Genomic DNA, 15,292 nt, shown 5'->3' on the forward strand with positions numbered 1-15,292 from the left:
CATGCGCGCGCTGCACGTCTACAGTGGCAATCTCTACGGCGGCATCGAGTCCTTCCTCGTCTCGCTGGCGCGGGTGTCGGCGCGTCACCCGGAGGGCACCGTGCACGAGTATGCGCTGTGCTTCGAGGGTCGCCTGGCCGACGAGCTGCGCGCCGCGGGCGCGACAGTTCACCTGTTGGGGCCCGCGAGGGTGGGCCATCCTTGGACGGTGTGGCGCACGCGGCGGGCCCTGGGAGCGCTGTTGAAGCAGGGCGAGTACTCGGCGGTGGTCTGTCACGCGGCCTGGCCTCAGGCCCTGTTCGGCCCCGTGGCGCGCGCGTCCAGCGTCCCACTGGTGTTCTTCCAGCACGACGCGCTCTCCGGTGCGCACTGGCTGGAGCGCTGGGCGAGCGTCACCCCTCCGGACCTGGTGCTGTCCAACAGCGCCTTCACGGCGCGCTCGCTGGAGCGCGTCTATCCCCGGGCGACGTATCGGGTGAGGCACCCGTTGGTCCCCGAGGCCGCGCGTGTACCGGAGGCGGCGGAGCGGACCTTGCTGCGCGCGGACCTGGGCGCTGGTGAGGACGACGTGGTCATCATCCACGCCAGTCGCATGCAGGCGTGGAAGGGGCATCGGCTGTTGCTCGAGGCCCTGGGCCGGATGCGCGAGGCGCGAGGGTGGAGACTGTGGGTCGCGGGGGGCGCGCAACGCGAGGAGGAGACGCGCTACCTGGATGGTCTTGTCGCGCAGTCGAAGGCGCTCGGGCTGGAGGGGCGGGTGCGGTTCCTCGGGCAGCGCACGGACGTGCCTCGGTTGCTGCGCGCGGCGGACCTGCACTGTCAGCCCAACACGTCGCCCGAGCCTTTCGGACTCGCGTTCGTCGAGGCGCTCCAGGCGGGGCTCCCCGTGGTGACGACCGCACTGGGCGGTCCGTTGGAAATCGTGGACGAGACGTGCGGCAGGCTCGTCCTGCCAGAAGCCGGCGCGCTGGCCTCCGCGCTCCTGCGACTGGTGGTCGACGCGGAGGCCCGGCGAAGGCTGGGCGCGAGCGGGCCCACTCGCGCGGCGATGCTTTGCGCGCCTGACACCTTCCTCGCGAGCCTGGATGAAGACCTGCGCTCCGTTGTCTCCGTTCCCGGAGTGGCCGCGTGAGTGCGCCGCGCCCACCGCTCCCTGCAAGGCCGGGGCTTCAGGGGCCGGGTGTGCTCGGGCGCAGGCTCGTGCGACGCGCTCCGAATGCGCCGCTGGAGGTGGTGAGCTCCGGGCCTCCGAGGGCGGAGCGGAAGGCCGCACCCAGGACGGGCCTGCTGTCGTCGAGCAAGCTGGTTCCGCTGTTCATCCTCGTGCTTATATCCTGTCAGGTCTCCTTGCTGGTGGAGGCCATCGCCCCGCTGCGCGTGGTGGTGCGCATCCTGGCCTTCGGCATGAGCCTGGCGTTGCTGGTGTTGGTGCCGGGACGCAGCCTGAGACACCCGGCCCTGCCGTTCGTGCTGGGCTCGCTGGGCATCACCGCGCTGAACTTCTTCAACCCGGGCACGGTCAGTCCGGTCGCGGCGGCGGCGCAGCTCGGCATCCAGCTCTCCATCATCGCCCCGTTGCTCTGGGTGACGCGGCTGTCCATCGACCCCAGGATGTTCCGCCTCACGCTCGCGCTGCTGTTCTTCTTCAACGCGGCGAGCGCGACGGTGGGGGTGCTCCAGGTCTACTTCCCAGGCCGTTTCCAGCCGACCCTCTCTTCCGCCGTGCAGGCGCAGGGAGACCAGTACCTGCGCAGCCTGGAGTTCGAGACGGCGAGCGGCGAGCGTGTCTACCGTCCCATGGGATTGACGGACATGCCGGGTGGGGCGGCGACGGGCGCGTTCTACGCGGTGTTGCTTGGCAGCGGCTTCCTGCTGTCGTCGCGTCGCGGGCTCACACGCGGACTGAGCGCTGGCGGCATCCTGCTGGGATTGCTCAGCCTCTACCTGTGCCAGGTTCGCGCGATTGCGCTGATGCTCGTCGTCTGTCTGGCGGCGCTGGCCTTCATGCTCACGCTCACGGGCCGCGTGGCGCGGCTGGCGAAGCTGTTCGCCGTAGTGGGCGGGGCGGCCGTGTTCGCCTTCGGCTGGGCCGTCGCGGTAGGTGGCGATGCGGTGCAGTCGCGCTGGGACTCCTTGTTCGCCGCGCGGCCGGAGGAGGTCTACCGCAGCAACCGGGGACACTTCCTGGAGGGCACCTTCGAGCACCTGCTGCCGGAGTATCCACTGGGCGCGGGCCTGGGCCGCTACGGCATGCCCAACGCGTACTTCGGAGACAACTCCGACCCGGAGCACCCGGGGCTGTGGGCGGAAATCCAGTGGACGGCGTGGGTCTACGACGGCGGCGTCCTGGTGATGGTGCTCTACCCGCTGGGGATGCTCGTGACGATGGCGTGGGTGCTGCGCATGGCGCGGCGTCGAGAGGACCTGGGCGAGGAGTTCTGGCTGTGGGGGAGCGTCATCTTCGCGTACAACCTGGGCGCGCTGGCGCTGACCTTCAGCTATCCCTTCTTCACGAGCCAGGTGGGCATGGAGTTCTGGCTGCTCAACGCGGCGCTTCTTGGCGCCTGGACTCATGCGAAGACCCTACACGCTCATCGCCGGTGACTTCGTAGCCACGGGAGGCATGGACCGGGCCAACCTCGCGCTCGCGCTCTGGCTGGCGAAACAAGGCGGCCCCGTGCGACTGGTGGCACACCGCGTGGCGGACGAGCTGCTCGGCTTCCCCAACGTGCGCTTCGTGCGCGTGCCCAAGCCCGCGAACTCCTATCTGCTGGGTGAGCCGTTGCTGGACGCGATGGGCCGCGCCTGGGCCCTGCGCACGCGCGCCGAGGATGGGCGTGTAATGGCGAATGGTGGCAACTGCGTCGTGCCTGGCGCCAACTGGGTGCACTACGTCCATGGGGCCTATGTCTCGGAGCCGGTGGGCGGTGCGCTGCGCAGGCTCAAGGGCCGGGTGAGTCACGAGCACTTCGTGCGCGAGGAGCGCAAGGCGCTGTGGCGCTCGAACCTCATCATCGCCAACTCCGAGCGGACGCGGACAGACCTGGTGGCGGCCACGGGGGTGCCCGAGGCGCGCGTGCACGTCGTCTACTACGGCAGCGAAGCGGAGCGTTTCCATCCGGTGTCGCCCGAGGAGAAGCGCGCGGCGCGCACGGCCCTGGGCTGGGCGGAGGAACGCCGCGTGGCGCTGTTCGTGGGGGCGCTCGGAGACAGCCGCAAGGGCTTCGACTCCCTCTTCCACGCCTGGGCGAGACTGTGCTCGCGTGAAGACTGGAGCATGGACCTCAAGGTGGTGGGCGTGGGCGCACAGCGCGAGGCGTGGGAGCATGAGGCGCGGGTGCGAGGGCTGTCCCAGCGCATCGAGTTCCTCGGCTTCCGCCGCGACGTCCCCACGCTGTTGTCGGCGGCGGACCTGCTGGTGGCGCCCACGCGATATGAGGCCTATGGGCTCGGCGTGCACGAGGCGCTGTGTGCCGGATTGCCCGCGCTGGTGAGTCGCTCGGCGGGTGTGGCGGAGCGCTACCCGACTTCGCTGAGCGGACTCCTGCTGGATGACCCGGACGACGTGGAGGGTCTGGTCCGCGCGCTGGAGTCCTGGCGGGAGCACGAGGCGAGCTGGGCTCCGCACGTGGCGGCCGTGTCCGAGAAGCTCCGCGCGTGGAGCTGGGACAACATGGCCGCCTCGCTGGTCCAGGTGATGGAGCGGGAAGGCTGAGCCTCAGCGCCGCGCGAGCAGCTCGTCGAAGAAGTCCAGGTGCGCGCGTGCGACCACGGGCCACGCGAAGCGGGTGACGGCTCGCTCGCGGCTGCGGGTGGCCAGCTCCTGTCGTCGCTCCGGACTCTCCAGCAGCGCTTCCAGCGCGCGAGTCCACGCGGAGGGGTCCGCCTCCGGCAGCACGAGCCCCGCGTCGCCCACGGTGTGCGGGATTTCGCCCGAGTCGCTTCCCAGCACGGGCACGCCGCACGCGAAGGCTTCGGAGAGCATGCGGCCGAACTGCTCCTTCCACCGGGGCGTCGTCTGGCTGGGCGCGCAGAGCACATCCATGGCGTTGAGCACGCGAGGGACTCCGTCATGAGTCACACCCGTGAGCACTCGCACGCGGTCTCCCTGTCGCGCGGCCCAGGCGCGCAGCTCCGCTTCCTGAGGCCCTCCTCCCGTGAACAGCGCGCGCCACGGGCTCTTGAGGTGCTCCAGCGCTTGCATCAACAGGGTCAGGCCCTTCTCGGGAACGAAGCGCCCCAGGTAGCCCACCACGGGAGGACCCTCGCGCTCCCAGCCCAACTCGTGTCGCACGGCTGCTCCCGAGGCGCGGTCGGGGCGGAACAGCTCCGTGTCCACGCCCACGGGGATGACTCGCGTGGGGCGTGACGCATAGCCCGGTCGACCGAGCAGGTTGTCCTTCACCGTCTCGCCCCAGGCCACCCAGCCCGCGCTGCGCCGCACGACGAAGCGCTCCGTCTGGGCGAAGGGTGGGGGATAGCGCTTGGAGAGGTTCTGGAACGTGCTGAAGACGAAGGGCACGCGGCGAGGAGTGAGCATCGCCGCCTCGAGGCCCGCGAGGACGTAGGGCTCCTCCCAGGCATGGACCAGGTCCACGCCTCGGAGGTGCTCGCGCAGCTCCGGGCCATAGACGAAAGCGTGCGGGGAGCGGCTCATGAAGACGCGGACGCCTTCGACTCTCGCCGCTTCGTCGGGGCCGTGCTTCAGGTGGATGGGGCCAAGGTCGCCGTGAAAGAAGCGGGGCGCCACGGCGGTGACGTCCCACGCCGTTCCGCCGACGCGGGCCAGCTCATTGGCGAGGCGCCGGTTGAGGGTGACGACGTACGAGTGCGAGACGGTGACGAGTCTGCGAGGCCGCTGCACGGGTGCTCCGATGAGCGGTGGACCAAACCAGAGCCCCCGAGGACGGTCAACTCAGCGCTTGTCCCGCAGCGTCCGGTACACGTCGAGAATCTCTCGCGCATAGCGCTCGCGGGAAAAGCGTTCCACGGCGGTCTGTCGAGCCGCCACACCCAGTCGCTCGCGCAGCGGCGCATCCGTCAGCAGACGCCTCAGCGCCGCCACCAGGGGCCGTGAGTCTCCAGGGGGAACGGTGAGGACATCCGTGCCGTCGGTGAGGGCCTCGGCCGCGCCGCTCGCGCCCGAGACGATGGCGGCCCGCCCGCAGGCCAGGGCCTCCGCGATGGTGAGGCCGAAGGGCTCGCGCCGGGTGCTGGCGTGCACGAAGACGTCCAGGGCGCGGTAGACGGCGGCGGGCTCCGCCTGGAAGGGCACCAACCCCACGCGTCCGGAGAGCTTCCAGTGGTCGATGAGCTGGCGCAGCTCCGCCTCGGTGAACTGCGAGCCCGGCGTCTGGTACAGCGGCGCACCCACCACGTAGAAGCGCACGGACACCGTCGGCTCCAGCCGCGTCAGCGCCGCCGCCGCTTCGAGGAAGACGTCCTGCCCCTTCCAGCGCGCATAGGTGGCCACCAGCCCCACGCGCAACGTGCCCGCTGGCGCAGGAGGCATTCCCGCGAGCGCGTCCAGGTCCGCCGGGACACCTGGGGCGAAGCGCTCCGTGTCCACACCGTTGTAGACGACGTGGACGGGCACCCGGCCGAGCACCCCGCGCGCATCCTCACCCACGGCGCTCGAGTTGGCGATGGCCGCCGACGCCAGTGGCGCCAGCGTTCCCAGCGCGCGCCGCACCAGGGGCCGCTCACTCAAGAAGTCGTGGATGTGCCAGACGCGCTTGAGCGGCAGGCCCGCCGTGACGGGACTCAACAAGTGAGTCTTGATGCCATTGGAGTGCAGCAGGTCCGGACGCAGGTTCTCGACTTCGTGACGCAGCGCACGGCCGTAACCGGCCAGCAGCGCGGGCGCGGGCAACAGGCTGCGCGCGAAGCGCCACGTCTCCCATGAGGTAGGGCCCCGCAGGGCGCTGTCGCCCAGGCTGGACAGCTCCTTCGGAAGCGGGAGGAGTCGCGCGTCGACGCCCAGGGCCCGCGCCGCATCCACCAGCAATCCCTCGGAGCCCGCGAGCAGGAGGAGGGACAGTGACGGGTCCAGTTGGCGCAGGCAGGCCATCAGGTCCAACAGCGCGCGCTCGGCGCCACCGAGGATGCCCACCGGATTGAGGAAGAGGACGCGCACGCGCCTGTGACCGAAGCAGAGCCCTCCGGAACCGTCAATCACCGGAGAAATCAAGTCAGATGAGTGAATCCAGGAAAGCGTTCTGATACGGACCCGCATCGGGTTTCAGTGAGATGGCTTCCACCGGGCGTGCCGAGCGATGATGCGCGGGACGATGAGCCCATCTCGAAAATGCCCGCGCTGTGGGGCGGACCATCGACCGGGTGTGACGGTATGCCCGCAAGAGGTGTTTCGAGCCGGCGTCGTGGCACGGGCAGGTGCGTATCGCCCGGACTCGGAAGAGGACACGGACGAGGCCACGTTCAAGCGTGAGCGGCATCAGCTGTCGGAGCCCGTGCGGCCCCTGGTGGAGGGTGTTCCCGCCGCGTACGCGGCGCGGGCGATGAAGTGGGAGGAGTCCGTCACCCGCGACGTGCTGGTGGGCACGAAGGTGGGCGACTACCTCATCAAGCGCCGCATCGGGCGCGGCGGCATGGGCATCGTCTACGAAGGGGAGCACGCGGTCATCGGACGCAGGGTCGCCATCAAGGTGATCCGCCCGGACTTCGTCGAGGTCGGCCGGGCGCGGGACCTGGCCACGGAGGCGCGCTCGGCGGCGGCCATTCGTCATCGCGGCATCATCGACATCATCGGCTTTGGCGCCATCCCCGACGTGGGGCAGTACCTGGTGATGGAGTACCTGGAGGGCACCCCGCTGGATGAGGTCATCCACCAGCGCGCCCCCATGCTGGAAGCGGAGGTCATCAAGATACTGGATGCGCTGCTGAGCGCGCTGGCCGCGGCGCATGGAGTGGGGGTCATCCACCGCGACCTCAAGCCGGGCAACGTCTTCATGGTGCGCGAGGCCGACGGCAGTGAGTCCGTCAAGGTGCTCGACTTCGGCATCGCCAAGCGCAGTGAGGCGCCGTTCGGCAGCACGCCGCAGACGCACGCCAACGCCATGGTGGGGACGCCCGAGTACATCGCGCCGGAGCAGGCCTGCGGACATGAAGTGAGTCCGCAGACGGACCTGTATGCCGTGGGAGTCATCGCCTACGAGATGCTGACGAGGCGACTGCCCTTCGAGGGTGAGTCGGCCATGGCCATCGTCGTGCACCACGTCCGCACGCCGCCGCCGCCGCTCGCCAAGCACCGGCAGGTGAACGCGTCGCTGGAGGCCCTGGTGATGAGGCTCCTGGCGAAGGAGCCGTCCGAGCGGCCCGCGTCCGCGGAGGCCGTGCGCCGCGAGCTGAAGCTGGTCCTCGCGGGGTTCTCCGAAGGGGTTACGCGGCTCTCCGCGCCTCCTCGGGATGTTCGTGCCACCGAGCTGCTCCAGGCCCTTCCGCTGATGAAGGGAAATGCAGGGCGTCGAGGGCGAGGCCGCCGTGCGGCCATCTCCGAGTCCGACCGTCCGACGAATGTCCTGGTGACGCCGACGATGTTGCTGGAGGCGACGTCGCTGGACCACAAGGCGGTGCGCCCGCTGCGCTCACGCAAGCTGTGGATGGGCGGCGCGCTGGTGCTGGTGGTCCTGGTGGGCGGCTGGGCCTTCCTGTCACAGGCCCGGACGCGTGCGGCCCGCCGCGAAGCGCCTCGTGCGCGCGTCCAGAAGACCGCGTCTCGGGGGATGGGCACGGTGGTGCTCAAGGTGAACGGGCCTCCGCTCCAGGAGGTGTTCGTGGATGGCAAGAGCCACGGCGAGAAGTACGTGCTGGAGCTGCCCGAGGGCACCCACCGGCTGGAAGTGCATGGCAGTGGCCGTGAGGTCTCTCACAGCAGCTCCGTCGACATCCGCGCGGGTGCATTCATCGAGCACCACGTCACGCTGCCGTCGCTCCTGTGAGTCGCTGATACGCATCCAGGATGGCGCGGGTATGTGCCGTCCAGGTGAACCGCGCGGCGCGGGCGAGGCGGGCGGAGCGCGGTGGAGGTGACACGCGGCCGGTGAGGAGCGAGTCGACCGTTTCGGTCCACGAGGAGCGGTCTCCGACGGGACAATAGAGGCAGGTTGCTTCACCGACTTCACGCAGCACGGGCAGGTCGCTGGCCACCACGGGGGCACCGCAGGCCAGGGCCTCGATGAGAGGGAGTCCGAAGCCCTCGGCCTCGCTGGTGATGAGCACGGCCTTCGCGCCGCGGTACAGGCCCGCGAGCGTGGCGCGCTGCTGGAACGGAGGTTGGAACAAGGCGTCGCCGATGCCGAGTCGCGCGACGCGCTCCCGCTGCGCCGAGTCCAAGGCACCTCCTTGCTGGACGAGGCACAGGTCGGGATGGCGGGAGCGCAGCGCGGCGAAGACGTCGAAGAGCACGTCCAGGCGCTTGCGAGCAATCGCGCTGCCCACGTGGAGCAGGTACGGCCGGCCCGCCAGCGGTGCGAGCACTTCCTGACTTCGGTCCCCCGGAACGGGCTCCTCGCGGTACTCGGGAGCCGTGCCGAGCGGCGCCCAGACGAGGCGGGCCGGGTCCACCACGCCATGCGCGAGCAGCTCCGCGCGCACGGCCTGGGAGTTGTGGAAGACGATGGCGGCGCGTTCGAGTCCTCGGAGCTGGGCCGTGGCCATGAGGCGGAACCACGCGGGGCGGGCTTCCCGGTGCGGCTCCACGACGGAGCGGAACGCATCCAAATCATGGCAATAGACGCCGGTACGTGCGGCCGGCAGCGCGTGGATGAGCTGCGCATAGGAGTGGTCCACGATATGGAACGCCTCGAACCGGGGCCGAGCCAGAAGCGCGCGTGCGGGATAGAGCCCGAAACGGGTGAGGAGGCGGTCCGCGTTGAACGCCGAGCGATGTGAGCCCAGGCCTGGGAGCCGGCGCACCATGGAGGGCAGGGCAGGGCGCAGCGCTCGCGCCGAGACTTCGTCCGGGTAGGCGGCCAGTCCGTCGAGGAGCGACTCGCCCACGAGGTCCATGCTGTGCCAGCCCTCCTCGCGAGGGTCCATGAGCACCGCGAGTCGGAGGGGCGCCGAGGACGTCACGGGATGTTCCCTGGAGCGTGAAGGGCCATGGCATGCGCGAGTGAAGGCATCGCGAGGGTGATGTTTGAGACGATGCCACGACGACGGCGTCGTGGCGTGAGAATCACAGGGATGCGCGCAGCAGTGATTCCACGGTGCGCTCCAGCGCGAAACGCTCGCGGTAAAGCCGGGCCGCGCGTACGCCCAGGGCCGCGCGCTCCTCGGGCTGGGACATCAGTCGCTCCACCAGGGCGACGAGCGCCTCTGGAGTGGTGCCTTCCGCCAGGGCGACAGCGCCCGATTCACGCCAGATGGGCTCGGTGAGATGTCCTGTCTGGGTGACGAGCGGACGACCCAGGGCGACGCCCGCCATGGTCGTCGAGCGGCGCGAACTCACGCCATCCAGGTACGGCTGGACCAACAGGTCCATGGCAGCGAGATGCGCCGCGAGGTCCTCGGGGGCCAGGGTATCCCGCGACTGGACTCGTGAGGCGAGCTCCGGATGGCGGGCTCCCAGTTCCTGGGCGAACCCCTGACTGCCTCGGCCCAGCAGCAGGGCCTTGCGCTGTCCGTCCGCGCGAAGCAGCGGCACCAGGACGGCAAACAGGGGCCCGCGGACGTGCGAGCCATAGGTGCCGAAGTGTCCCAGCCAGGGGCCCGCGCCCAGGGTCGCTTGCGTTGCCACGAGGGAGGCTACTGGCACCTCGGTGGGGATGTTGCTGGGAACGGGGCACCACTCCGCGCGATGCCGGAGGCGCGGGGGCAGGTGCTCCGCCCAGGAGGGAATGGACACGAAGGCGCGGTCCGCCACCTCACCCACCAGTCGCGCCATCACCCGGGTGACACCCGCGAGCAATTGATGGCGTGGCGCGGCCGAGAGGCTCCAGGGGTACACGATTTCGTGGAAGAAGACCCAGCGCTCGTCCTGGCGACGCGCGGCGAACCACGCACAGAAGGGCACGTTCATCGCCTTCAAGCCAAAGGCGTGGGGCACGTACTGGAGCAACAACCGACGTGGCGCGCGGTGGTGGCTCAACGCACGCGTCAGGCGCACGAGCCCCGGTGGCGTGAAGAGTCCAGGGATGCGGTGAAGGGTGACGCCGTGCTCCTCGCGGACTTCCGGGTCACCGGGTGCCCAGACATGCACTCCCTGCCCGGCCCGTGCGAGGGATTGCGCCACCAGTCGGGTGTAATCACTGACGCCGCCCGGCTGCGGTGGATACTCCCCTGTGAGCAGGTGCCACGAGACGGGCCTGTCACCGCCCCGTGCGTCGCCGGAGGAGGTCACGGCTCAGGAGGCTTCCAGGTCGCGGACGGCAAGGAGCTGGAAGGCATGCTGGGGAAAGCGCGTGGCGAAGGGTTCGGTGAGGATGGACAGCCGGCTGCCCAGTCGCGAGGGGCGGAGGCGTGGCAGCGCGAAGTCACCGCGCAGGGGCTTCCAGCCGCTCATGCCAGTGACGCGATAACCGCGCAGCTCGAAGTCATAGACCTCCCAGCCCGAGCGGTGGACCTGATGGACGTTGTTGTCCCATTCGTCCTGGGGAAGGAAGCCGTTGGGCGTGAAGACGACGACGCGCTTGCGCGCGAGCGACTCCATCATCTCCAGCAGCCGATAACCCTCGGGCTTCTCGAAGTGCTCGATGACGTCCAGCGCGATGACCGCGTCGAAGCTCTTGGGCGCGAAGTGCTTGCCGACCTCGAGCAGGTCCATGCAGTGGTATTCCTGATGGATGCCCGCCGCGCGACTGCGCTCGATGCTCGCCGGGTAGCCATCGACGCCCACGGTGCGCGAGAACTGCTGAGAGATTTTCTTCAGCGGAGAGCCCGAGCCGCAGCCGATGTCGAGCACGCTGTCACACGAGCCCACCAGTGTGTCCCGCAGCGTGCGGTGAAAGACTTCGTGCTCGCTGACGAGCACCTCGCGCTTGAGGAACTGGAAGAGGGAGTGGCTCGGTGACATTCCCGGCGGACCGTAGCCCCGGGCCTTCCTGGGTGGCAACCACGCGTGGGGCACCCGAGCAGTCGAGCCGCTGGCCCACTGTCCCGACGTCCCCGCATTGCTTGTAGGGGTGGAGCGGCCCCGGTAGCATCGAGTGGGCGCCGTCCACGTGGGTCGGCCCTCGTCGTTGATGCCCGGGAGCGGGCTGTCCCCCTTGCGATGACCGCGACCGCCGCACCTGACGTGGACACTGGCGACGTCAAGGCCCGTGCCCTGAAGGGCATGGTCGTGCTGGTGGCTCGGACCGTGGCCTCGCAGGGCCTGCGAGTGGTGAGCGCGCTGGTGCTCTCCCGGCTGCTGTTTCCCTCGGACTACGGCCTGTTCGGCATCGTCGCCTATGCGGCCTCGCTGGGAGTGTTCCTGGGGGACCTGGGGCTGAGCGCGGCGCTGGTGCGTCAGCCTCACGAGCCCACGAGGGACGAGACGTTCACCATCTTCTGGTGCCATCAGGCGCTCACCGCCGTCATCGTCGCCGTCGTCTGTGCGTTGGCCCCCCAGCTCACGGAGGGCTACGCCCTGGGCGAAGGGGCGGTGCCCATGGTGTGGGCCATGGCGCTGGGGTTGTTCCTGTCCTCGCTGCGAGTGATTCCGCTGATGGCGCTGGAGCGGCGGCTGGACTTTCCAGCCATCGCTCGGGCGGAGCTGGCGGAGAACGTGGCCCAGGTGGTCAGCACGTTGGCCATGGCGGCGGCGGGCCTGGGGGCGTGGGCGCTGGCGCTGGGGACCCTGGTGCGAGGCGCGGTGGGGTTGGTCTGCATCGGCTGGGCTTCGCCGTGGCGCCCGCGCGGAAGCTTCCGGGTGGACGTGCTGCGGCGGCTCCTGGGGTTCGGACTGGCCTTCCAACTGCCTCCGCTCGTGGCGGCGGTGGTGGCGGGCTGGGTGCCGCTGGTGGTGGGGAAGGTGCTCGGCAAGGACGCCGTGGGGCTGGTGAACTGGGCCTGGGCGCTGGCCTCCACGCCGATGATGCTCAGTGTCGTCCTCAACCGCGTGGCGTTTCCGGCCTACTGCCGGTTGCAGGATGACCCCGAGGGCTTCGCGGAGTACCTGCGCACCTCGTTGCGGCGGCTGGCTGCGGTGCTGCTGCTGACGCTCCCCGTGGCGGTGCTCGGGATGCCCGTGCTGGTGCCGCTGTTCTTCGGGCAGCGGTGGGTCGCCGCGGTGCCGCTGGTGCAGTGGTTCAGCCTGGAGTGTCTGCTCATCGTGCTGACGGGCCTGCTCGCCACCGCGCAGAACGCGGGGGGCCGCCCCTGGGAGCGGCTGGCCGTCGTGGTGGGCGTGGGCGCGGTGAAGTGGAGCGTCGGCACCTGGGCCATCCACCGCTACGGCATGGCGAGCGTGGGGCCCATCGGGCTGGTGGTGTCGCTGCTGGAGGTCTGGGTGACGGCGTGGCGGGTGTCACGGCTCAACCCGGCGCTGCGCGGGCTGGTGTTCCAGGTGGTGGAGCCCCTGATGTCCGTGGGGCTGCTCGTGGCCGCGGCCTTCCTGGGGGTGCACCTGTGGACTCGAGACGGTGGGTTGTCGGGCTGGGCGGTGGGGACGGTGGTGTTCGCGCTGCTCGTCCTCGTGCGCGAGCGGTTGCCGGGAATGCTGTCGCTCCTGGGCGAGGTGCGAGACATCCTCGCGTTCGTCCGAGCGCGGCGGGCCGCTCGGGTTGTCCCGGCGAGCCCGGTGTCATGAGAGGGACGTGAGGCATCCGATGACGAAGCCGGACCTGGTCATCTCCATCGTCAACCACAGCAACCCGGAGTTGCTGCACGACTGTCTGCGGACGCTGTACGAGACGACGCGGCAGTGCACCTTCGAAGTGTGGGTGGTGGACAACGCCACGGACGGTCGAGGCGTGGAGGCCATGCGACGCGACTTCCCCCAGGTGCGCTGGCTCTTCAACTCCGCGCGCAAGGGCTTCTCCGCCAATCACAACCAGGTGTTGCGACAGGCGCGGGGGCGCTACCTCTGCATCTTCAATGACGACACCCTCGTCCATGAGGATGCGTTCGATTCGCTCGTCCGTTTCATGGATGAGAATCCTCGCGTGGGCATGGCGGGTGCGCGGCTGTTGAACGCGGATGGCACCATCCAGAACTGCACCTTCCGGCCCATGTCGTTGTCCGGGCAGTTGTTCGACCTCGTGTTCCTGCCGCGTCCCTTGCACTTCTTGAAGCGCAAGGACATCGACCCCGCGCAGTACGGACATGAGGATGCGCGGGTGAGCTGGGTGCTGGGAGCCTGCATCGTCGTGCGGGAGGAGACGCTGGCGGAGGTGGGGTTGCTCGACGAGGAGCTGTCGCCCTTGGGCAACACGGAGGACACGGACTGGTGCGTCCGGGCGTGGCAGGCGGGCTGGGAGGTGGCGTTCTGTCCGGAGGCGGTGATTACACACCTGACGAGTCGCTCGTTCCGTCCGTCCGCCACGGGGCCTGACAAGGTGCGCATCGAGCTGTGGCGCACGCGGGTGGCCTACTTCCGCAAGCACCATGGCCGGCTGCGCGAGTGGATGCTGCGTGCCATCCTGGTAGGGACGCTGCCGTACAACTCGCTGGTGTTGACGCAGACGCTGCTGCGCGGACGCATGGCGCTTCCGGAGTACCGGCGGCAGCTCGCCACCTTCCTGCGCATCTCCGAGATGGGGCTGCGGACGCGGCTCTGACATGCCCTTCTTCTCCGTCGTCATCCCTACCTACAACAGGGCGCGGCTGCTGGAGCGGACGCTGGCCTCCGTGTTCGCGCAGGAGGAGCGGGACTACGAGGTGCTCGTCGTGGACGACGGCTCCCAGGACGACACGCTGGAGGTCCTCGCGCGGCTGGGCGAGCGGGTGAGGGTGCTCCAGCAAGCCAACGCGGGCCCCGGCGCCGCGCGCAACCGGGGCATCCAGGCGGCCCGTGGCGAGTACGTGGTGTTCCTGGACAGCGACGACCTGTGGTTCCCGTGGACGCTGGCGTCGTACCGGCAGGTGCTGGAGCAGCACGGCGCGCCGTCCGTGGTGATGGGCACGTCGGTGTCCTTCCGTGGCGAGGAGGAACTGGCGCGGGTGGCTCGGGAGCCCTTGCGGGCCTCGCGGTTCACGGACTATCTCGCGAGTGCCCCGGACCGGACGCCGCGCACGGCGTGTGTGTTGGCGGTGAGGACGGAGGCGCTCAGGCGCGTGGAGGGTTTCACGCCGCTGCGCATCGTCGCGGAGGACTATGACCTGCTGTTTCGACTCGGGACCGAGCCGGGATTCGCCTGGGTGCGGACACCCATCATGGTGGGCTACCGCAGGCACGATGGCTCGGAGTCGACGATGCTGGAGTCGAGCCACCAGGGCATGGCGTATCAGTTGATGCAGGAGCGACTGGGGCGCTATCCCGGCGGGAGCGAGCGGCGGCGTGAGCGATTGGAGATGCTGCTCTACGCCACGCGGCACGTCTCACATGTGATGGCCGAGTACCAACGGCTGGACCTCGCGTTGGACCTGTATCGACGCGGCCTGCCGTTCCATCTGGAGGTGCCCCGCTGGCGGTACCTGCTGGGCTTCCTTCCGAAGCTGGCGGTGACGCGGGTGTTTCGACGCTTCACGGGTCGGTAGTCGGAGGTCTCGCAGGCCCGCTCTCTCGAGCGGCATCCTTGTCTTCGCCCGCTCGCATGCCTGTCCTGACATTCCGCCGCGCCAACGGCCTGCCAGGCGAGCGGGTGGCGAAGGTCGAGCCGAGGCTGCGCATCTTTCATGGGACGTGCGCATGCGCGTGACTGCCGGAGGCACGACATGGATGAGGTTCGCTCGGTGGGAACGGGGAAGGGCCGTGGAGTGCCGACCCGTGGCACGGCGAAGGCTTGGGGTGGCATCGACCTGGGGGGAACCAAGATAGAGGCGGTCATCATCGGTGAGACAGGCAAGCCGATAGGCCATGCCCGCCATCCGACGCCGGTGCAGGGCAAGCCGGAGGAGGTGGTGCGGGAGATGTACGAGACGCTGGAGGAAGCGGCGGTGACAGCGGGGCTGGCCTCGCGGCGGCTCGCGGGCGTGGGAGTGGGGGCGCCCGGAGCGGTGGACGCGAACGCGGGGACGCTGGCCCGGGTGAGCAACGTGGGGCGTGGATGGACGGAGCCCTATCCCATGGCGAGCGACCTCTCGGCCCTGGTGCATGGCCGGGTGGTGCTGGGCAACGACGTCCAGGTGGCGGTCGTCGCGGAGTACCGCCTGGGGGCTGGGAGGCCCTATCGCTCGGTGCTGGGCGTGTGGT

Annotated in this window: 13 protein-coding genes; 8 read left to right on the plus strand and 5 right to left on the minus strand. The window is 69.7% G+C overall.

The features are described 5' to 3' along the window. The first annotated feature begins 1 nt into the window (after position 1). The 3 genes from HUW62_RS19315 to HUW62_RS19325 are packed head-to-tail and all read left to right on the plus strand — an operon-like array spanning position 2 to position 3,715. The gene (locus tag HUW62_RS19315; RefSeq protein ID WP_176435256.1) at positions 2–1,132 is read left to right on the plus strand and encodes a glycosyltransferase family 4 protein; all 1,131 of its coding nucleotides are present in this window, start codon (positions 2–4) and stop codon (positions 1,130–1,132) included. Continuing rightward, entirely contained in the window at positions 1,129–2,604 is a 1,476-nt protein-coding gene (locus tag HUW62_RS19320; protein ID WP_176435257.1) for a hypothetical protein, read from the plus strand. Before HUW62_RS19315 ends, HUW62_RS19320 begins: the two co-directional genes overlap by 4 nt. Further along, positions 2,573–3,715 carry a glycosyltransferase family 4 protein gene (locus HUW62_RS19325; RefSeq protein ID WP_255203513.1) on the plus strand — a complete coding sequence of 381 codons (1,143 nt, stop codon included), beginning with the start codon at positions 2,573–2,575 and terminating at the stop codon, positions 3,713–3,715. The genes HUW62_RS19320 and HUW62_RS19325 overlap by 32 nt, the downstream gene beginning before the upstream one ends. 3 nt (positions 3,716–3,718) lie before the next feature. Here the strand turns inward: HUW62_RS19325 and HUW62_RS19330 are convergent, their stop codons facing one another. Next, a complete protein-coding gene (locus tag HUW62_RS19330; protein WP_176435258.1) occupies positions 3,719–4,864 on the minus strand; it encodes a glycosyltransferase family 4 protein in 1,146 nt (381 codons plus the stop codon). 51 nt (positions 4,865–4,915) lie between these two features. Beyond that, complete coding sequence (locus HUW62_RS19335) at positions 4,916–6,136, minus strand: glycosyltransferase family 4 protein (RefSeq protein ID WP_176435267.1); 1,221 nt, start codon at positions 6,134–6,136, stop codon at positions 4,916–4,918. 244 nt (positions 6,137–6,380) lie between these two features. On the opposite strand from HUW62_RS19335, the gene HUW62_RS19340 reads away from it, so the two are divergent. Next, a complete protein-coding gene (locus tag HUW62_RS19340; RefSeq protein ID WP_176435259.1) occupies positions 6,381–7,958 on the plus strand; it encodes a serine/threonine-protein kinase in 1,578 nt (525 codons plus the stop codon). Here the strand turns inward: HUW62_RS19340 and HUW62_RS19345 are convergent. From HUW62_RS19345 to HUW62_RS19355, 3 genes are all read right to left on the minus strand, one after another. Beyond that, positions 7,936–9,057: a glycosyltransferase gene (locus HUW62_RS19345; protein WP_176435268.1), complete on the minus strand. Its 1,122-nt coding sequence runs from the start codon at positions 9,055–9,057 to the stop codon at positions 7,936–7,938. The two genes, HUW62_RS19340 and HUW62_RS19345, sit on opposite strands and share 23 nt — an antisense overlap. A 139-nt stretch (positions 9,058–9,196) precedes the next feature. Beyond that, a complete protein-coding gene (locus HUW62_RS19350) occupies positions 9,197–10,360 on the minus strand; it encodes a glycosyltransferase family 4 protein (RefSeq protein ID WP_176435260.1) in 1,164 nt (387 codons plus the stop codon). 3 nt (positions 10,361–10,363) lie between these two features. Then, positions 10,364–11,032 (minus strand): bifunctional 2-polyprenyl-6-hydroxyphenol methylase/3-demethylubiquinol 3-O-methyltransferase UbiG, encoded by a 669-nt coding sequence (locus tag HUW62_RS19355; RefSeq protein WP_176435261.1) that lies wholly within the window; start codon positions 11,030–11,032, stop codon positions 10,364–10,366. A gap of 198 nt (positions 11,033–11,230) precedes the next feature. Here HUW62_RS19355 and HUW62_RS19360 point away from each other — a divergent pair, with 198 nt between their 5' ends. From HUW62_RS19360 to HUW62_RS19375, 4 genes are all read left to right on the plus strand, one after another. Next, positions 11,231–12,748: an oligosaccharide flippase family protein gene (locus HUW62_RS19360; protein WP_176435262.1), complete on the plus strand. Its 1,518-nt coding sequence runs from the start codon at positions 11,231–11,233 to the stop codon at positions 12,746–12,748. A 19-nt stretch (positions 12,749–12,767) separates the two neighbouring features. Then, positions 12,768–13,718: a glycosyltransferase family 2 protein gene (locus tag HUW62_RS19365; protein ID WP_176435263.1), complete on the plus strand. Its 951-nt coding sequence runs from the start codon at positions 12,768–12,770 to the stop codon at positions 13,716–13,718. 1 nt (position 13,719) lies between these two features. Further along, a complete protein-coding gene (locus tag HUW62_RS19370; RefSeq protein ID WP_176435264.1) occupies positions 13,720–14,637 on the plus strand; it encodes a glycosyltransferase family A protein in 918 nt (305 codons plus the stop codon). A 177-nt stretch (positions 14,638–14,814) separates the two neighbouring features. Then, on the plus strand, positions 14,815–15,292 hold a 478-nt coding region (locus HUW62_RS19375), incomplete at its 3' end, for an ROK family protein (RefSeq protein WP_176435265.1).

Source organism: Myxococcus sp. AM011 (genome assembly GCF_013372595.1).
Classification (GTDB): Bacteria; Myxococcota; Myxococcia; order Myxococcales; family Myxococcaceae; genus Myxococcus; species Myxococcus eversor.

Coding starts and splice junctions, on each gene's coding strand:
- HUW62_RS19370 (WP_176435264.1), top strand. CDS start 13,720: ATGCCCTTCTTCTCCGTCGTCATCCCTACCTACAACAGGGCGCGGCTG.
- HUW62_RS19365 (WP_176435263.1), top strand. CDS start 12,768: ATGACGAAGCCGGACCTGGTCATCTCCATCGTCAACCACAGCAACCCG.
- HUW62_RS19325 (WP_255203513.1), top strand. CDS start 2,573: ATGCGAAGACCCTACACGCTCATCGCCGGTGACTTCGTAGCCACGGGA.
- HUW62_RS19345 (WP_176435268.1), bottom strand. CDS start 9,057: ATGGACCCTCGCGAGGAGGGCTGGCACAGCATGGACCTCGTGGGCGAG.
- HUW62_RS19315 (WP_176435256.1), top strand. CDS start 2: ATGCGCGCGCTGCACGTCTACAGTGGCAATCTCTACGGCGGCATCGAG.
- HUW62_RS19355 (WP_176435261.1), bottom strand. CDS start 11,032: ATGTCACCGAGCCACTCCCTCTTCCAGTTCCTCAAGCGCGAGGTGCTC.
- HUW62_RS19360 (WP_176435262.1), top strand. CDS start 11,231: ATGACCGCGACCGCCGCACCTGACGTGGACACTGGCGACGTCAAGGCC.